The sequence below is a fragment of the Sphingosinithalassobacter sp. LHW66-3 genome (assembly GCF_050703275.1).
Classification (GTDB): domain Bacteria; phylum Pseudomonadota; class Alphaproteobacteria; order Sphingomonadales; family Sphingomonadaceae; genus Sphingomonas.
Genome location: NZ_CP193482.1, coordinates 1,933,252 through 1,950,770, shown reverse-complemented (window position 1 = coordinate 1,950,770; position 17,519 = coordinate 1,933,252). Strand labels below are relative to the sequence as shown.

General features: G+C 68.9%; 14 protein-coding genes and 1 tRNA gene. 5 read left to right on the top strand and 10 right to left on the bottom strand.

Annotation, left to right across the window (positions count from 1 at the left end):
- Positions 1 to 10: 10 nt before the first annotated feature.
- The 5 genes from ACQ450_RS09500 to ACQ450_RS09480 all read right to left on the bottom strand — a co-directional run bounded on the left by ACQ450_RS09500 (position 11) and on the right by ACQ450_RS09480 (position 6,972).
- Positions 11 to 1,330, bottom strand: coding sequence for an extracellular solute-binding protein (locus ACQ450_RS09500; RefSeq protein WP_431469079.1), 1,320 nt, complete (start codon positions 1,328 to 1,330; stop codon positions 11 to 13).
- The gene (locus tag ACQ450_RS09495) at positions 1,327 to 2,154 is read right to left on the bottom strand and encodes a carbohydrate ABC transporter permease (protein ID WP_431469078.1); all 828 of its coding nucleotides are present in this window, start codon (positions 2,152 to 2,154) and stop codon (positions 1,327 to 1,329) included. The genes ACQ450_RS09500 and ACQ450_RS09495 overlap by 4 nt, the downstream gene beginning before the upstream one ends.
- Positions 2,151 to 3,074: a carbohydrate ABC transporter permease gene (locus ACQ450_RS09490; protein ID WP_262503779.1), complete on the bottom strand. Its 924-nt coding sequence runs from the start codon at positions 3,072 to 3,074 to the stop codon at positions 2,151 to 2,153. The genes ACQ450_RS09495 and ACQ450_RS09490 overlap by 4 nt, the downstream gene beginning before the upstream one ends.
- Positions 3,074 to 4,171, bottom strand: coding sequence for an ABC transporter ATP-binding protein (locus ACQ450_RS09485; RefSeq protein ID WP_431469077.1), 1,098 nt, complete (start codon positions 4,169 to 4,171; stop codon positions 3,074 to 3,076). The genes ACQ450_RS09490 and ACQ450_RS09485 overlap by 1 nt, the downstream gene beginning before the upstream one ends.
- A 209-nt stretch (positions 4,172 to 4,380) precedes the next feature.
- Positions 4,381 to 6,972, bottom strand: a complete 2,592-nt coding sequence (locus tag ACQ450_RS09480; RefSeq protein WP_431469076.1) for a cation-translocating P-type ATPase — start codon at positions 6,970 to 6,972, stop codon at positions 4,381 to 4,383.
- Positions 6,973 to 7,379: 407 nt separating this feature from the next.
- On the opposite strand from ACQ450_RS09480, the gene ACQ450_RS09475 reads away from it, so the two are divergent.
- From ACQ450_RS09475 to ACQ450_RS09460, 4 genes are all read left to right on the top strand, one after another.
- Positions 7,380 to 10,049 carry a GNAT family N-acetyltransferase gene (locus ACQ450_RS09475; protein ID WP_431469075.1) on the top strand — a complete coding sequence of 890 codons (2,670 nt, stop codon included), beginning with the start codon at positions 7,380 to 7,382 and terminating at the stop codon, positions 10,047 to 10,049.
- Position 10,050: 1 nt separating this feature from the next.
- Positions 10,051 to 10,647, top strand: coding sequence for an NAD(P)H-dependent oxidoreductase (locus ACQ450_RS09470; protein WP_431469074.1), 597 nt, complete (start codon positions 10,051 to 10,053; stop codon positions 10,645 to 10,647).
- Entirely contained in the window at positions 10,644 to 11,603 is a 960-nt protein-coding gene (locus tag ACQ450_RS09465; protein ID WP_431469073.1) for a L,D-transpeptidase family protein, read from the top strand. Before ACQ450_RS09470 ends, ACQ450_RS09465 begins: the two co-directional genes overlap by 4 nt.
- 85 nt (positions 11,604 to 11,688) lie before the next feature.
- A complete protein-coding gene (locus ACQ450_RS09460) occupies positions 11,689 to 12,714 on the top strand; it encodes a zinc-dependent alcohol dehydrogenase (protein WP_431469072.1) in 1,026 nt (341 codons plus the stop codon).
- A gap of 225 nt (positions 12,715 to 12,939) precedes the next feature.
- Here ACQ450_RS09460 and ACQ450_RS09455 read toward each other — a convergent pair.
- Positions 12,940 to 13,030: transfer RNA gene (locus ACQ450_RS09455), tRNA-Ser, on the bottom strand.
- Positions 13,031 to 13,104: 74 nt separating this feature from the next.
- On the opposite strand from ACQ450_RS09455, the gene ACQ450_RS09450 reads away from it, so the two are divergent.
- Positions 13,105 to 14,004, top strand: coding sequence for a peptidylprolyl isomerase (locus ACQ450_RS09450; RefSeq protein WP_431469071.1), 900 nt, complete (start codon positions 13,105 to 13,107; stop codon positions 14,002 to 14,004).
- A gap of 15 nt (positions 14,005 to 14,019) precedes the next feature.
- Here ACQ450_RS09450 and ACQ450_RS09445 read toward each other — a convergent pair whose 3' ends face one another.
- The 4 genes from ACQ450_RS09445 to ACQ450_RS09430 are packed head-to-tail and all read right to left on the bottom strand — an operon-like array spanning position 14,020 to position 17,492.
- The gene (locus ACQ450_RS09445; protein WP_431469070.1) at positions 14,020 to 14,601 is read right to left on the bottom strand and encodes an ABC-type transport auxiliary lipoprotein family protein; all 582 of its coding nucleotides are present in this window, start codon (positions 14,599 to 14,601) and stop codon (positions 14,020 to 14,022) included.
- An 8-nt stretch (positions 14,602 to 14,609) separates the two neighbouring features.
- Positions 14,610 to 15,578, bottom strand: coding sequence for an MlaD family protein (locus ACQ450_RS09440; RefSeq protein ID WP_431469069.1), 969 nt, complete (start codon positions 15,576 to 15,578; stop codon positions 14,610 to 14,612).
- Between the two features lie 7 nt (positions 15,579 to 15,585).
- Positions 15,586 to 16,383 (bottom strand): ABC transporter ATP-binding protein, encoded by a 798-nt coding sequence (locus ACQ450_RS09435; protein WP_431469068.1) that lies wholly within the window; start codon positions 16,381 to 16,383, stop codon positions 15,586 to 15,588.
- Positions 16,380 to 17,492 (bottom strand): MlaE family lipid ABC transporter permease subunit, encoded by a 1,113-nt coding sequence (locus ACQ450_RS09430; RefSeq protein ID WP_431469067.1) that lies wholly within the window; start codon positions 17,490 to 17,492, stop codon positions 16,380 to 16,382. The genes ACQ450_RS09435 and ACQ450_RS09430 overlap by 4 nt, the downstream gene beginning before the upstream one ends.
- Between the last annotated feature and the right edge of the window lie 27 nt (positions 17,493 to 17,519).

Sequence of the window (17,519 nt, the reverse complement as noted above, 5' to 3'; positions counted from 1 at the left end):
TCCTTGAATCCTACAGGTTCTGGAGAATGGCGTTCACCCGCCGCTCCATGTCGGCGAGCGCTCGGTCGATCGGCTTGGCGCCGGAAATGGCGGCGGCGGCTTCCTGACCGACGATCGTTTCGATCGGAAACTGGCGGCGCAGATCCTTGCGCAGCGGCCGCGCGTTCTCGGCCAGGCTGGCAAGCTCCGCGCGATGGGGCAGGGCGCGCCACTGCGGGCTGTCGATCACTGCCTGAAATGCGGGCAGATGGCCGGTGCGCGCCCATTCGCCATCCTGTTCGGCGAAGAATTTCAGGAAGCGCAGTGCCGCGTCTCGCTCGGCCGGCGTCCGCTCGCCGTCGGCGGGCATCACCCAATTGTGCCCGTCGGCGAAGGTCACGTCCTCGGAGAACAGGCTGGGATAGGGGCGCACGGCATAGCCGCCGGAAAGCGGCCGTCCTTCGGTCTGCGCCTCGGCATTGAACGTGCCGACCATCCAGGTCCCGACCAGGAACACGCCGCCGTCGCCGTTGAGAAACCCCGATACGGCCGCGCTGTAATCCTGGTTCTTGGTCGTCAGGTTCCGGTCATGGATGGTCTTGAACAGCTCGAGCGCCCGTCGTGCCTCCGGCGTGGTGAAATCCGCCTCGCGCGGGCCGCTGTAGAGCGTGCCGCCCTGCTGCATGACGAAGGTATAGAAGTTGCGCGCGAAGGCGGCGTATTCGTTGGCGGTGCCCTGCACGAAATAGGGCTTGCCGGTGCGCTCGCGGAACTGCGCGGCCTGTTCGTACAGCTCCTCGGGCGAGGAGGGGAGGATCGGCGAGCCGTCGGGGCGGACCAGCCCCGCCTCGCGGAACAGGTTCATGTTGATGTGCCAGAGCGGCGCCCAGGTATCGATCGGCATGCCCCACACCGTGCCGTCGATCGTCACCGCCGTGCGTGCCGCCTCGGTGAACGCGGCGGGCGGCACGCCGAACCGCGCAAGGCTGTCGCCCAGCGGCTCGAGCAGTCCGCGCGCCTGATAATCGGCGATCACCGATCCGTGCATCGTCACCAGATCGGGGGCGTCGTTGGCGGCAAGCTGCGCGGTCAGCTGGTCGTAGCCGGGCCAGAAGACGATGTTCTCGACCACCTCGATGTCGGGGTTCTCGGCTTCGAACCGATTGATGAGTGCGGTCATGATCCCGCACTCGCCCTCGGCCTTCGAAATATCGGTCATCCGGCCATATTCCGCCTCGCACGCGCCGAAGAAGCGCTGGAGTCGCAGTTCGGTGCGCTGCGGGTCGGAATCGCCCGAGCAGGCCGCGAGCAGCAGCGCGGCGATGCCGGCGAGGGTGGCGCGCATCTTCATCGTCCTGCCGCTCCCGCCACTGCCTGAACGATATATTTCTGGAAGAAGAGATAGACGATCAGGATCGGCAATCCGGCGAACACCGCCTGCGCCATCAGGAAGCCGAGCCCTTCGGTCTGGGCGAAGTTCATCTGGGTCGAGGCGATGCCGACGGTCAGCGTGAACATGTCCTTGTCGGTCGCCGACACGAGCGGCCACCAATAGTCGTTCCACGCGGAGAGAAAGGTGAAGATCCCCAGCGTCGCCTGAGCCGGAATCGTGAGCGGCAGCAGCAGCTTCCAGAAGATGCGGAAGCGCGATGCGCCGTCGAGCAGCGCCGCCTCGTCGATGTCCTTGGGAATGGCGCGGAAATATTGCGTCATCAGGAACACGCCGAACGGCGCTGACAGGCCGGGCAGGATCAGCGCGACGTAGCTGTTGTGCAGCTCGGCCCAGCTGAACATCTGGTGCCGCGCGATGATCACGGCCTGTTCGGGCACGGCGAGGCCGAGCAGCACGACCACGAACAGGACGTTGCGGCCGGGAAACTCCAGCCGCGAAAAGCCGTAGCCGGCGAGCGACGAGAGGATCAGCACGCCCGCCGTCATCCCCAGCGAGACGATCAGGCTGTTGCCGATCCAGCGGAACACCTGGCCATCGCCCAGCAGCGTGCGGTAATTCTCCAGCGTATAGGGGCCGCGGAACACCGAATTGGTATCGGTCATCAGCTCGGCATTGGCCTTGAGCGACAGCGCCAGCACCCAGAGCAGCGGGACCAGCATCAGCACGGCGGCGAGCACGACCAGAAGGATCGCGATGCGACTGTTCGTGCCGGGGCGGCTCATTGACCGTCCTTCCGGCTGGAGACCCAATATTGCGCCATCGCGGCGAGCAGGATCATCACGAACAGCACCTGCGCCGCGGCGGCGGCATAGCCCAGCTCCCATTGCCGCCAGCCGGCTTCGTAGATGAAGAGCACGATCGGGCGGGTAGCGTTATTGGGGCCGCCCAGCGTCATCAGCTGCGGTTGGCCGAACAGCTGGAACTGCAGGATGATCTCGATGATGATGACGAGCACGAAGGTGCGGCGGATCGCCGGAAGCGTGATCTTCGTCAGCGTCGTCCAGCGCGAGGCATTGTCGAGCGCGGCGGCTTCGTAGAGGTCGCGCGGCACCTGCTGGAGCGCGGCGAGGAACAGCACCATCGGCAGGCCGATGCACCACCAGATGGTGGTGACTGCGATCGCCGGCATGGCAAGATCCTCGTCGTTGAGGAAGGCGATCGGCGTGGCGCCCACGCTTTCGGCGAGCACTCCCAGAAGGCCGCTGTCGGGCAGGAACACCAGCCGCCAGACCAGCGTGACGACCGTGACCGACAGCACGGTCGACGCGAAGAAGATGGTGCGCAGCACGGCCGCCCAACGCGTCTGGCGATTGAGCACCAGCGCCAGCGCGAGCCCCAGGATCGCCAGTGCGGGCACCGTCAGCAGCACGAAATAGAAGGTGTTCCACACCGTTTCGAGGAAGATCGGGTCGCCGAACAGCCGGATGAAATTGGCGAGCCCCACCCATTCCTCGATGCCGAACAGATCGCCCTTGGTGGTCGAAAGCCCGATGCCCATTGCTAGCGGCACCACCAGCATCAGCACGAACACCGCGAGATAGGGCAGCACGAACAGCGCGTGATCCCAGGTCGCCGGCCAGGGCAGGCGGCGAAGCGATGCGGCCGGCAGCGGGGCCGTCGGTTCCGAGAAGCTGTTGGCCACTAGTGCGCGGCCGCCGGATGATGGCCGATGCCGTCGCGATCGAACAGATGTGCCGCGCCGCCCTCGACCGCGAGTCCCACGGCATCTCCGGCGCGGACCTGCGAAACGCCGCTGTCCTCGGCCACCAGCATCGTGCCGTCGGGAAGCGCGACATGGACCAGCGTGCGCTCGCCCAGCCGCTCGACCACGCGGGCAGTGCCGCGCAGCCGCGCGGACTGCGGATCGGCGATGCGGACGCATTCGGCACGCAGCCCCAGCGTCAGTTCGGAGGTGTCGCCCAAAGCCGCGGTGGGCACCCCGGTCTCCAGCTCGCTGCCGTCGGGCAGCCGCACGCGGGCCACTCCGTTCGAGGCGGGGCTCAGCGTAGCGGGCAGCAGGTTGATCGTCGGCGAGCCGACGAAGGCGGCGACGAAGCGCGTGCGCGGCCGCAGATAAATGTCCATCGGCGTGCCGATCTGCTCGATGCCGCCGGCATTGAGCACCACGATCCGGTCGGCGAGCGTCATCGCCTCGACCTGGTCGTGCGTGACGAAGATGGTGGTGGTGCGCAGCCGCTGGTGAAGCTGCGCCAGTTCGAGCCGGGTACGGACCCGCAGCGCCGCGTCGAGGTTCGACAGCGGCTCGTCGAGGAGGAACAACTCGGGCTCCTTCACGATCGCGCGTGCGATCGCCACGCGCTGGCGCTGGCCGCCCGAAAGCTGTCCCGGCTTGCGATCCAGCAGCGCGCGGATCTCGAGGCTTTCGGCAGCGGCTTGCGTGCGCCGGTCGATCTCGTCCGATGCCACGCCCGCGTTGCGCAGCCCGAACGCCATATTCTCGCGCACCGTCATGTGCGGGTAGAGCGCGTAATGCTGGAACACCATGGCGATCCCGCGCGCGCCGGGCGGCAGCGGGTCGACACGCCGCGTGCCGATGTGGATTTCGCCCGAATCGACGGTTTCCAGTCCTGCGATCATCCGCAGCAGCGTCGACTTGCCGCAGCCCGACGGGCCCAGAAAGACGATGAACTCGCCGGATTCGATGTCGAGCGACAGGCGATCGATCACCTGCACGGCGCCATAGGCCTTGCTGACATTCGTCAGGGTGACACCCGACAAGCGATCCTCCACTCTTATATTTGTCTGAGTATTTGATCGGGCGGCGAACGCCTGTCAATGCGAGATGCAGGCGCATGAGGCAGGTTCGTCTCGAACATGTCGGTCGCGACGGTGCGATCCCAGGACAAGTCGGGCGCCGTGAGCCCGAATCTGCTGCGCGGCTCGGTCCCGAACCAGCCGCCACTGCAGTGTTTGCGTGCCGGAGGCGATCAGCGGCGCTTCAGCACCGCCTTGGTCGCTTCGGATACGAGGAGAACCAGTCCCGCAATGGCCCCGCAGAGCAGGAGCATCGGCGCGTCAGGAAGTCCCGTTCCCAGAGTCTCCTGCAGGAACGGCAGCGTCATCGCGCCGAGGTGCAGAAGCAGCGCCGCGGCGACACCGAGCGCGAGCAGGGGGTTGGCGACAACCGGTGTCCGCCAGATTGGCCGACGCTCGCTCCGCATCGACAGCACGAAGACGTTCTGGAACAGCACCGTGGCGAGCAGCACGGCGTTCTGCGCCTCCGCGAGGGTCTTCCCGCGATCGAGCTGCCACTCGAACAGCAGCAGCGCGGCCACCGCCATCGCGAGCGCGGGCGCGATCATCAGCGTCAGCGCACGTCTGTCGAGCAGACGGTTGCCCGCGCCGCGTGGCGGGCGCGTGAGCTCGTCGCCCTCGCCGCGGCCAAAGGCGAGCCCCACGTCCTGCACTCCATTGGTGACCAGATTGCTCCAGAGAAGCTGCACCGCGGTGAGCGGCATCGGCAGACCGACCAGCACCGCGCCAAGGAACATGCCGATCTCCGCGATCGCGGAGGCGAGCAGGAAGATCACGATCTTGCGCAGGTTCGCGAAGGTGATGCGGCCTTCCTCGACTCCGGCGACGATCGAGGCGAAATTATCGTCCGTCAGGATCAGGTCGGAGGCGCCGCGCGCCACATCGGTGCCGCCGCGCCCCATTGCGACGCCGATCTGCGCCGCCTGGAGCGCCGGCGCGTCGTTGACGCCATCGCCGGTCACCGCGACGAAATGCCCGGCGCGCTGCAGCGTCTCCACGATGCGTAGTTTCTGCGCGGGCTCGGTGCGCGCGAAGACCTTCGCCGCCGCCACGCGCGCGTCGAATGCGGCCGGGTCGTGCTCCAGCGCGCGCAGATCGGCACCGGTGACGACTGCGTCCTCGCGAATGTCGAGGCCGAGCTGACGCGCGATCGTGCGCGCGGTGGCGGGATGGTCGCCGGTCACCATCCGCACGTCGATGCCCGCGCCGCGGCACTGGCGCACCGCTTCGATCGCTTCGTCGCGCAGCGGATCGAGCAGCGCCACGCAGCCGAGCAGCGCAAGCCCCGAAGGCGCGGAAAGCGCGCACTCGTCGAGCCTTGCCACGTCGCGTCCCGCGAGCGCGAGGACTCGGAAGCCGTCGCCCGCCAATCGTTCCGCCGCGGCGATCAGCGCCGGGTCGGCGTGGTCGCACATTTCCGCCACCGTCTCGACCGCGCCCTTGGCATAGACGATCGTTCGCCCGTTCACGCGCACCGCGGCGCTGGCGAAGCGATTGACCGGCTCATAGGCGAACAGCGCCTCGCGCACCGCGCCCTCGCCGTCGATGCCGACATCGCCGCCGAAACGCAGCAGCGCCACGTCGACGCTGTCGCCCACCGGCTCGCCGCCGGCGGTGCGCTCGGCCTCGTTGCACAGCACCGCCGCGCGCGCGATCGGCTCGAGCCGATCGAAGACGTCGCACCAGCCGGGGCGATCGATGCGCGCCCCGTCCGGAAGCAGCACGGCCTCGACACTCAGTTCGTTGCGCGTCAGCGTGCCGGTCTTGTCGGTCGCGATCAGGGTACAGGCGCCGAGCCCTTCGACTGCCGGAAGCGTCCGCACGATCACGTTGCGCTTGGCCATGCGGCTCGTTGCGGCGGCGAGCGTCACCGTCACTGCGATCGGCAGCCCCTCGGGAATCGCCGAGACCGCCAGCGCGACGGCGAGCAGGAGGATGTCGTAAACACCGGCGCCGCGCGCCGCCATCGCGATGCCGAGCAGCAGGATGAGCAGGACCGTGGCCACGGCGATCTGCCGCGACAGGCGCTCGAGATAGACGACGAGCGGCGGCGGCACCGCGCGCGCCGATGCCAGCGCGGTGCCGATCGCGCCGATCTGAGTGTTCTCTCCAATCGCCACGACGAGCGCCGTGGCGCGCCCCTCCACCACCATGGTGCCGGCGTGCGCCATCGTTACGCGGTCGGCGGCGGGGGTGTCCGCTCCGGTTCGCGCGCCTGCGTCCTTCGCGACCGGCAGCGCTTCGCCGGTGAGCAGCGATTCGTCGACATGGAGGCCGCGGCTGTCGAGCAGGCGTGCGTCGGCGGAAATGCGGTCGCCCGATTCGAGGAGCAAGATGTCGCCCGCCACCAGATCGGCGGCGTCCACCACGCCGGTGCGCCCCGCCCGCCGGACGCGCGCGGTCTGCCTGACCATCGCTTCCAGCGCCTGGGCGGCGGCTCCGGCGCGGCCTTCCTGCACCGCGCCGATCAGCGCGTTGAGCAGCAATATGGCGAAGATGAAGCCCGCGTCGCCCGCATGGCCGATCGCCAGCGAAAACGCCGCCGCGCCAAGCAGCAGATAGATAAGCGGGCTGCGGAACTGGCGAAGCAGCAGGATCAGCGGCGAGGATCGGGCCGCTTGGGGAAGGATGTTGGCGCCGTCGCGTTCGCGGCGGCTTCGCACCTCGGCGGCGTCGAGCCCGCTGCTGTGCGCATCGAGCCGCGCGAGGCATTCCGCCGGCGGCAGTGCGTGCCAAGCCGGGGCAGGCCCGCCGCTGACGGACACTGTGCGCGGGGAGGCGCCTTGCGGCAAAGCGGACGCTGGCGTCATGCCTTCACTCGGCGACGACTGCGATCGTGCGGCCGCTCTCGACTCGTTCGGCCGCGGAACCGGTCCGCCGCCGAAGCAGCCGGCGCGCGCAGCCGTCCGGCCGAAGTTCTCGCACAGCCGGCCGCTTGCGCCACGAAGCCAGTGGAGTCGCCGTTGCCATGAACCTGCGCGTCGCATCGCGGTTGACCGGCATCGGACTTCTCCCCGTCGGAATCGACATCGCCAACGCTATTGGCGGGGCACAGCGCACTGTATCGGTATTCTTCCGGAGGACTACGGAACATCCCGCATAGGTCCGCCGCGTCCGTGCAGGCATCTCGGCGCCGTCCACCCTCGGGTTCGTACACCGCGGAGAACAGCGCATGGCCATTCACAATCTCGACCGGCTTCTCGGGCCCCGCAGCATCGCCATCGTCGGCGCATCGAGCCGCGCGGGAACGATCGGCCAGCGGGTCCTGGAAAATGCGCTGGACGCGCGGCTCGATGGCCCGGTGTTCGCAGTCAATCCCAACCCGATCGAGCTGGACGACGACTGGTGGGTGCCCTCGATCGCGGAGCTTCCGATCGCACCGGAGCTGGCGGTGATCGCAACTCCGGCGCCGACCGTGCCGGACATTATCGCCGAACTCGGCGCGAAGGGAACGCGGCTTGCGGTGGTGATCTCGGCCGGGCTGCACGATCCGGAGCTGCGCCAGGCGATGCTCGACGCGGCGCACAGCCACGGCCTGCGCATCATCGGCCCGAACTGCCTGGGCGTGCTGATGCCGCATGCGGGCGTGAACGCCTCGTTCGCGCAGCGCGGCGCCCCGGCGGGCGGGCTGGCATTGCTGTCGCAAAGCGGGGCGCTGGTGACGTCGATGATCGATTGGGCCGCCGAGCGCCACGTCGGCTTTTCCGGCATCGTCTCGCTCGGCGACGGAGCCGACGTCGATTTCGCCGATCTGATCGATCTGTTCGCAGCCGACCCGCGCACCGAAGCGATCGCGCTCTACGTCGAGAGCATCGGCGATACCGCCAAATTCATGTCGGCGGCGCGCGCGGCGTCGCGCGTCAAGCCGGTGATCGCGCTCAAGGCCGGGCGCACCGACGCGGCCGGGCGCGCGGCGATGTCGCACACCGGCGCGCTGGCGGGATCCTGGGACGTGTACCAGGCTGCGTTCCGCCGCGCCGGGATCGTGCCCGTCGAGACACTTACCGGGCTGTTCGGCGCCGCGCAGGTGCTTTCCCGCAAGCGCCCGGTGCCGGGCAATCGGCTGGCGATCGTCACCAACGGCGGCGGCGCGGGAGTGCTCGCGGCCGATGCGCTGGCGAAGACCGAGGGCGCGCTGGCCAGCCTTTCTCCGGAAACGGTTGCGCGGCTCGATCCCGCGCTGCCGGCCAGCTGGTCGCGCGCCAATCCGATCGACGTCGTCGGCGATGCGCGCGCGGACCGGTTCGCGGCGGCCGTCGATGCTGCGGCGGCCGATCCGGCGGTCGATGCGCTGCTCGTCATGCATTGCCCGACGGCGGTGGCGAACGGCGTCGGCATCGCCGATGCGGTGCTCGCGCGCGTCTCGGCCGAGGATTTCCCGCGAAACAAGCCGGTGATCGGTTGCTGGCTCGGGGCGGGCAATGCCGATCACGCGCGGCCGCGTTTCGATGCGGCCGATGTGCCGCTGTTCGATAATCTGGATGAGGCGGTGCAGGGGTTCGGCGCGATGGTGGCGGCGCGCAACGCCCGCGAGGCGCTGTTGCGCACGCCCGCGGCCGGTGCGGTTGCCGCGGCCGATCGCGACGCGGTGCAAGCGGTGATCCACGGCGCGCGCGCGGAAGGGCGCACGACGCTTTCGGCCGGCGAGGCCAAGCAGCTGCTCGCCGCGCTGGGCGTGCCCGTGGTGCAGCCGGTGTTCGCGGCCGGCGCCGGGGCGGTCGCCGACGCCTGCGGTTCGATGCGTCCGCCCTATGTGCTCAAGATCGTGAGCCCCCAGCTCACGCATAAGTCAGACGTCGGAGGCGTGGCGCTGAACCTGCCCGATTCGCGCGCCGCGGGCAGGGCGGCCGAGGAGATGGCGGCGCGCATCGCGCGCGACCATCCCGATGCGCAGCTGCTCGGCTTCGAAGTCGAGCCGATGGTCGATACCGTCGGCAAATATGAGCTGCTCGTCGGGATTGCGGCCGATCCGGCTTTCGGCCCGGTCCTGGCGGTCGGCGCCGGGGGCAAGGCGGTCGAAGTGCTGAACGATCGCGCGCTGGGGCTGCCGCCGCTCGATGCCGCGCTTGCCCGCGACATGCTGGCGCGCACGCGGATCGCGACGCTGCTCGCAGGCTATCGCGACGTTCCCGCAGCGGACATAGACGGCGTGGTGCGCGTGCTCCAGGCGGTCTCTACGCTGGTCGCCGATTTCCCCGAGATCGCCGAGCTCGACATCAACCCGCTGCTCGTCGGCAGCGATGGCGTGCTGGCGCTCGACGCGCGGGTCGGTCTCACCGCGCCGGGCACCGAGGCGAAGCTCGCGATCCGCCCGGTGCCGAGCGAGTGGACGGCCGATCTCGCCACGCGCGACGGCACCGCGCTGCACGTCCGCCCGGTCGTCCCCGCCGACGAAGCGGTGCTCGCCGACTTTTTCGAGCATGTCGATGCGCAGGATCTGCGTTTCCGCTTCCTCACTGCGGTCCGCCACGTCCGGCGTGACCAGATCGCCGCGATGACTCAGATCGATTATCGCCGTGCGATGCATTTCCTTGCCTTTGCGGGGGAGACATTGGTCGCCAGCGCGATGCTGATCGCCGAATCCGACCGGTCGAATGCCGAGCTCGCCCTTTCGGTACGCGAGGGCTGGAAGCACAAGGGAGTCAGCTGGACGCTGATGGAACATGTGCTCCGCTATGCCGAAGCGGAGCGAATCGAGAGGGTCGAATCGCTCGAGAGCAGCGAGAACCACGCCGCGCTCGCGCTCGAGCGCGAAATGGGCTTCACGGCGCATCCCTGCCCGGAGAACCCGGCCGAGACGCTCGTGCGCAAGGTGCTGCGCACGCCCGCGGGAGCTGCCTGAGATGTCGGATCCGGCAACCCGCAGGATCGTCGTGATCGACGGCCACCCCGACCCGGATCGCGCCCGCTTCGTCCATGCGCTGGCGGACGCCTATGCCGCCGGCGCTGCCGATGCGGGCCATTCGGTGCGCCGGATCGACATTGCGACGACGGACTTCCCGCTGCTGCGCAACGCGGCGGACTGGAAGGACGCCGCCCCCGTGCCGGACGTCGTCGCCGCGCAGGAGGCGATCGGCTGGGCCGAGCATCTCGTCATTCTCTATCCGCTGTGGCTCGGCGACGTTCCCGCGCTGCTCAAGGGATTTCTCGAACAAGTGGCGCGGCCCGGATTCGCGATCGGCGAACAGGAGGGGCACAGGGGCCCGGCGGGGCTTCTCAAGGGCCGTTCGGCGCGGCTCGTCGTCACGATGGGGATGCCCGCGCTGTTCTACCGCTTCTATTTCGGCGCGCATTCGGTGAAGAGCTTCGAGCGCAACATCCTCAAGCTTGCCGGAGTCCGCCCGGTGTCGCACACGCTGCTCGGCGGCGTGGAGGACAGCGCCGAACAGCGCGCGCAGTGGCTCGACCATCTGTTCGATCTGGGCGGCCGCGCCGAATGAAACGGGCGCTTCTTGGTCTCGCGGCAGGCGCGCTGGCGGCCTGCGTCCCGGCGGTCGCCGCGGCCCAATCGCTCGACGCGCCCACGGTGATGGAAACCGTCGAGGCGTTGCAGCCGGGCGAGTTCCTCTGGATGCCCGAGGTCGCGCCGGAGGGCCCGGTGCTGCTGATCGTCAACGTGCGTAGCCAGCGCGCGGTGGTCTATCGCAACGGCGTGCCGATCGGCGTCTCCACCGTTTCGACCGGCAGCGAAGGCCATGAGACGCCGCTCGGCGTCTTCACCATTCTCCAGAAGCGCGAGCGCCACTTCTCGAACCTCTACGACAACGCGCCGATGCCGTTCATGCAGCGGCTCACCTGGGGCGGCGTTGCCCTGCACGGCGGACATCTGCCGGGCTATCCGGCTTCGCACGGCTGCATCCGCCTGCCGCACGAATTCGCGCGGCTGCTGTTCGGCGCGACCCGCATCGGGATGACGGTGGCGGTCGTGGATCAAGAACAGGCGCCGCTGCTCGCGGCCGACTCGGCATTCGCCGGGATCGGCTCGGCGGGGAACGCACCGTTCAGCTGGACTCCGGAGCGTGCGCCCGGCGGACCGGTCTCGGTGCTGGTCAGCACTGCCGATCGCGAAGTGACGGTGCTGCGCAACGGGATACCGATCGGCCGGGCGTCGGTCGAAATCGCGGCGCCGGTCGCACAGCCGATGCTCTTCGCGCTGCAATCGCAGGATGCGGACGGAATGCACTGGCTGCGCCTCGCCCTGCCGGGGCAGGACGATATGGCGGAGCCTGGCCTGCGCGGGGATCAGTTCGAGGTGTCGGAGGGGTTTCGTCAGCGGCTGCTCGCGATCCTCCACCCCGGAGCGACGGTGATCGTCACCAATGATTCGCTGCGTTCGGCGCCTCCCGCCGGCATCGAGGCGCTGCTCGATGCCGAAGCGCCGACGGCCGATCCGTAGAACTCCCAATGCTGTTCGCAAACCGCGTGGCATAGGTTTGCTGCATATCCTGCGCATGAACGGATCATCTGACGGAGGGCACGATATGGGCACCATGCGGGCAGCGGTCGTTCGGAAATTCGGCGCACCGCTCGTGATCGAGGAACGGCCGATCCCCGCGCCGGGGCCCCGCGACGTTCTGGTTCGAGTCGTCGCCAGCGGCGTGTGCCACACCGATCTGCATGCCGCCAACGGCGACTGGCCGGTGAAGCCGAACCCGCCCTTCGTGCCGGGGCACGAGGCGGTGGGCTATGTCGCCGCCGTCGGGCGCGAGGTCACCGGCGTGAAGGAAGGCGATCCCGTCGGTGTGCCGTGGCTGCACGATGCGTGCGGCCATTGCGAACATTGCGGCACCGGCTGGGAGACGCTCTGCGAGGCACAGCACAATACCGGCTACAGCGTCGACGGCGGCTATGCCGATTATGTGGTCGCACCCGCCGACTATGTGGGGCGCCTGCCCGACCGTCCCGATTTCGTCGCGATGGCGCCGATCCTCTGCGCGGGCGTGACGACCTACAAGGGGCTCAAGGAAACCGAGGCGCGCCCGGGGCAATGGGTCGTCATCTCCGGGATCGGCGGGCTCGGCCATGTCGCCGTGCAATATGCCAAGGCGATGGGGTTCCACGTCGCGGCGGTCGACGTTTCCGAACCGCAACTGGAGCTGGCGCGCAGCCTGGGTGCCGATGTGGCGGTGAACGCGCGCGACGAGGACGCCGTCCGGCAGGTGCAGCAGGAAACGGACGGCGGCGCGCACGGCGTGCTCGTCACGGCGCCGTCGGTTCCCGCATTCCGCCAGGCGATCGACATGACGCGGCGGCGCGGCACCGTGAGCCTCGTCGGGCTCCCGCCCGGCGATTTTCCGACGCCGATCTTCGACGTGGTTCTGAAGCGCGTGACGATCCGCGGATCGATCGTCGGCACGCGCCACGACCTTGCCGAGGCGATCGCCTTCGCCGGCGAAGGCAAGGTGAAGGCGCACACCGCGACTGCGCCGCTCGAGGAGGTGAACGAGGTCCTTGCCGCGCTCGCCGGCGGGAAAGTCGAGGGAAGGGTCGTGCTGTCGCTGCTCTAGGGAGCGGTTGCCGCGGGCATCGCTCAGCCGCCTTTTCCAAGGGAGACCGCGCCGATCCGGGGCGCTGGATAAGGGGCTGAACGTTGGACCGGCCCGATCGCTGCCGTCCCGCGGACGCCCGGGCCCGCCGCTGCGCCGGCATCCTAGCTGGTGGCTTGGCAAGGCTGAGCACCGTACGGTCGAACCGCACCGCAGGCGTTCGTACTTGTTCGCTCGAATGGCTTCTGGCGGAGCGGGAGGGATTCGAACCCTCGATACGGTTTTGCCGTATACTCACTTTCCAGGCGAGCGCCTTCGACCACTCGGCCACCGCTCCGCATGCACTGGAAGGCTCGTGGCCTTACTGCCTCGCCCGGCGCGGTGCAAGCGGCGGTCGGGCGCTGAACGCCATTGCGCGCTCCGCTCGCGCGTGTCACGCTCGCGGGCATGCTGATGTCGATTTCCGCGCTGCTCGCGCTGCTCGCCCCGCCGGCGACAGTCGCGCCCCAGGATGCCGCCACCGCCGCGGTCGCCGAGGATTGGGCGGTGCTGCCCGATGACGAGCTGCTGGTGATGACGCTCGATGGCGGGCGCCAGGTCTTCATCCGCCTCGCCCCCGGCTATGCCCCGGCGCATGTCGCGAACATCCGCAAGCTTGCTCAGGCGAACTGGTGGGACGGCACCAGCGTCTATAGGGTCCAGGACAATTATGTCGCGCAATGGGGCGATGCGAGCGAGCAGAAGCCGTTGCCGCCCGAAGTGCTGCGGCGGCTGCCGGCGGAATATGACTGGCCCGGCAGCGATCGCGTGACCGAGCTTGCGCGGCCCGATCCCTATGCCGCGGCCACCGGGCACAGCGCCGACGGCTGGCCGCTGGGCAGCGACGGCGAGCGCGCGTGGCTCACCCATTGCTACGGAATGGTCGGCGTGGCGCGCAATCTCGCTCCCGACACGGGAGACGGTTCGGCGCTCTACACGGTGATCGGCCATGCGCCGCGCCACCTCGACCGCAACATCGCGCTCATCGGCCGCGTGATCGAGGGGATGGAGCATCTCTCCAGCCTGCCGCGCGGCACCGGGGAGATGGGAGTCTATCGCACCGAGGGCGAGCGCACGCCGATCCTGTCGGTGCGGCTGGCGAGCCAGCTTCCTGCCGACGAGCGTCCGCGCTTCGCCTATCGCACGACCGACAATCCGCGCTTCGCGGCCTGGGTGCGCTCGCGCGAAAGCCGCACGCCGCCGTTCTTCACCGTGCCGGCGGGCGGCGCCGATATCTGCAATCTGATGCCCGAAACGCGCCGTCTGCGCTGATCGCGCCGGCGCGGGTCAGCTGCCGACCCATTCGGCGACTTCGGCCGCCACCTGATTGGCCGCGCTGTCGAGCGCGTCGGCGACCGGCCGCGCGGCGACCTGCGCGATCGGCACCCGCGCCTCGAACCGGCGCTTCTCGAACGCGGTCGCCGCGTCGCGCATCAGCGATGCGTCATAGACCACCACGGCCTGCTGCGTACGCGCGTCGACGCCGAAGCTGCGCAGCTCGCCGGTCAGCACCGCGCCGGGATCGGTGAGCGACTGGCGCGCGCTCAGCACGACGCGGCCGGTGCGCGCCGCGATCGTGTCGGAAAGCACGCGCGCGAACATCCGTCCCGGCTGCTCCACCCATTGCGCGTCCTTGACATAGGCGAGCGTCGTCGCGGTCGAATGCACCGGGATGCGCGTGGTCGACAGCTCCTGCGGCACGCTGGGCACGGCGATGGTGATCGCGGGTGCGGTTCCCGAACTGCGCGTCTCGCCGATGGGCAGCTCGGCCGCCGGGCGGATCGTCAGCAGCGATGCCGGCGGCTCGGAACCGAATTTGATGCAGGCGGCCAGCGGGAGCAGCGCGGCGGCGGCAAGCAGCTTCTTCATCACGGCTCTCATTCCTCGGGTTCGTAATCGGGAAGACGCTGCGGCGCGATCAGCGATCCGGCGCCGCCCTGTTCGATGCGCTCGGAAATCTCGGCCAGCGCGATCGCGGTGCGGCGCAGGTCCTGGATCAGCTGCCCCGCCTCGGGCACCGTGCGCTGCGAGAATGCCTGAACGCCCGGCCGCGCGTCGGCGATGGCGGCATCCAGATTCTCCATGCTCTGCTTGGCGGCGAGCACGGCCTCGTTGAGATTCTCCATCGCCGGCTCGACGCTGGTGTCGACGACGCGCTCGGTGGTGTTCGCCAGCGAACCGATCTGGTCGGCGGCGGCGCCCACCTGCTGCACGGCGTCGCGCATCTCGGCGATCGTCGCCGCCATCTCGGGTCCGCGATCGGCCAGTGCGTCGGTCAGCCGATTGGTGTTGGCGAGGATGCCGGCGATCGAGGCCTGGTTGCGGTCGCCCAGCAGCTCGGTCAGCCGCTCGGTCAGCGTCGAGAGCCGCTCGAGAAGCTGCGGCGCCGAATTGAGGATCGCGCCGAGCCCGCCGGTCTTGGTGGGGATCACCGGCACGCCCAGCGGGCATGCCGCCGCCGCCTCGCTTTCGGGGCAATCGATCGGCGGGGCGCCCTTGATCGCGCCGTCGAGCTGGATCTGGCTCACGCCGGTGAAGCCGATTCCCTCGATGCTCGCCGTAGTACCTTCGAGGATCGGCACATCGGGGTTCACGCTGATGCGCACGCGCACGAACTGCGGATCGGGCGCCCAGAAGGCGATGTTCTTCACCTGTCCGGCCGGCACGCCCGAAAAGGCGACGGGCGAGCCGGGATTGATGCCGTCGATCGCCTGCTTGAAGAAGATGTCATATTCGCGCGAATCGCCGCCGCCCAGCCGCGCGAGCCAGACGATGAACAATGCGAGCACGGCGAGCAGGATCAGCGTGACTGCCCCGACCAGCACATGGTTGGATCGTGTTTCCATCAGTCCCTCACCTGTTCCCCGTCGCGCTCGACCGCTGCGCGCTCGCGACCGCCGCGCGGCCGCGCGGTCCGTTGAAATACTCCTGAATCCACGGATGATCCAACGCGAGGAGTTCGTCGATAGTGCCGACCGCGATCACGCGCTTGTCCGCGAGCACCGCCACGCGGTCGCAGATCGCGTGCAGCGTGTCGAGATCATGGGTGATCAGGAACACGGTGAGACCCAGCGTGCGCTGAAGCGAGCGCGTCTGTTCGTCGAACGCGGCGGCGCCCACCGGGTCCAGCCCCGCCGTGGGCTCGTCGAGGAACAGCAGCTCGGGATCGAGCGCCAGCGCACGCGCGAGCCCGGCGCGCTTGCGCATGCCGCCGGAGAGCTCGGAGGGATATTTCGGGCCGGCCTCGGCGGGAAGCCCGGTCATCACCACCTTATAGGCGGCGATCTCCTGCATCATCGCCGGGTCCATGCCGCGATAGAATTCGCGGATCGGCACCTGGACGTTTTCGGATACGGTGAGGGTGGAGAAGAGTGCGCCGCCCTGGAACAACACGCCCCAGCGCTTGCGCACTTCGACTTGCTCGGTTGGATCGCTGTCCCGCGTGTCTTCGCCGAACACGCGGATCTCGCCTTCGTCGGGGTTCTGCAGGCCGATGATCGAACGCATCAGCACCGACTTGCCGGTGCCCGATCCGCCGACGATGCCCAGGATCTCGCCGCGATAGACGTCGAGATCGAGATTCTCGTGCACCACCTGGTCGCCGAAGCTGTTGCGCAGGCCGCGCACCGAAATGACCGCTTCCTTGCTCATATCCAGCCGATCTCGCTGAAGAAGATCGCGAAGAAGGCGTCGAGCACGATCACGAGGAAGATCGCCTGGACGACGGCGGCGGTGGTGCGCTTGCCGACCTGCTCGGCGTCGGCCTCGACCAGCATCCCCTGGAAGCAGCCGGCGATGGCGATGATCGCGCCGAACACGGGCGCCTTGATCAGCCCCACCCACAGATCGGTGATCGGCACGACTTCGCGGATGCGCTGGACGAAGGTGACCGGCGGGATGTCGAGCGACACCCAGCAGAGCAGACCGCCCCCGATGATCGCGATCAGCGAGGCGTAGAAGGCGAGCAGCGGCATCATCAGCACCGCCGCCAGCGTGCGCGGCACCACCAGCGCCTCCATCGGCGACACGCCGATGGTGCGCATCGCGTCGACTTCCTCGGTCAGCTTCATCGTGCCGATCTGCGCGGCGAAGGCCGATCCCGAACGGCCGGCGACCATGATCGCGGTCATCAGCACGCCCAGCTCTCGGATCGTGATCCGCCCGACCAGGTTGATCGTGAACACTTCCGCGCCGAACTGGCGCAGCTGCACCGCGCCCTGCTGCGCGATGACGATGCCGATCAGGAAGCTCATCAGCCCGATGATGCCGAGCGCGGAAACGCCGACGACCTCGAACCGGTGGACCGTGGCGTTGAAGCGAAACCGGCGCGGGTGAGTCGCGACGTTCCAGAAGGCAATCACCGTCGCGCCCATGAAGCCGAGCAGGCCCAGCAGCGTCTGCCCCGCGGTCACCACTGCCTCGCCGGTTTCGGCCACGATCCGCGTGAACGGATTGTGGGTGCGGGCGGGCAGCGCCACCGGCTGGTCCGCAGCCTCGCCGACACGCTCGAGCAGCCGCTGCTGATCGGCCGACAGACCCTCGATCGGAATGCCGCGATCGCTCGCGAATTCGTGGATCAACCAGGCGCCGACCGTGTCGATGCGCTCGACCTCCTGGAGGTCGACGCGATCGGCCGCGCCCGTATAGCCGCGCAGCCGAGTCGCCACGTCGCCCAGCCGCGCGAGCGACAAGGCGCCGGTGAAGCGGAGGGTCGTGCCGCCGCCGGTCTCAACTGGCTCGAAATCGGCCCATGCGGTCATGGGCGCCATCCTTGGTGGATTTGTGCT

Excerpts from the sequence above, each read along its gene's own strand:
- ACQ450_RS09500 (WP_431469079.1), bottom strand. The coding sequence starts at position 1,330 with ATGAAGATGCGCGCCACCCTCGCCGGCATCGCCGCGCTGCTGCTCGCG.
- ACQ450_RS09495 (WP_431469078.1), bottom strand. The coding sequence starts at position 2,154 with ATGAGCCGCCCCGGCACGAACAGTCGCATCGCGATCCTTCTGGTCGTG.
- ACQ450_RS09475 (WP_431469075.1), top strand. The coding sequence starts at position 7,380 with ATGGCCATTCACAATCTCGACCGGCTTCTCGGGCCCCGCAGCATCGCC.
- ACQ450_RS09470 (WP_431469074.1), top strand. The coding sequence starts at position 10,051 with ATGTCGGATCCGGCAACCCGCAGGATCGTCGTGATCGACGGCCACCCC.
- ACQ450_RS09465 (WP_431469073.1), top strand. The coding sequence starts at position 10,644 with ATGAAACGGGCGCTTCTTGGTCTCGCGGCAGGCGCGCTGGCGGCCTGC.
- ACQ450_RS09460 (WP_431469072.1), top strand. The coding sequence starts at position 11,689 with ATGGGCACCATGCGGGCAGCGGTCGTTCGGAAATTCGGCGCACCGCTC.
- ACQ450_RS09445 (WP_431469070.1), bottom strand. The coding sequence starts at position 14,601 with ATGAAGAAGCTGCTTGCCGCCGCCGCGCTGCTCCCGCTGGCCGCCTGC.
- ACQ450_RS09440 (WP_431469069.1), bottom strand. The coding sequence starts at position 15,578 with ATGGAAACACGATCCAACCATGTGCTGGTCGGGGCAGTCACGCTGATC.
- ACQ450_RS09435 (WP_431469068.1), bottom strand. The coding sequence starts at position 16,383 with ATGAGCAAGGAAGCGGTCATTTCGGTGCGCGGCCTGCGCAACAGCTTC.
- ACQ450_RS09430 (WP_431469067.1), bottom strand. The coding sequence starts at position 17,492 with ATGACCGCATGGGCCGATTTCGAGCCAGTTGAGACCGGCGGCGGCACG.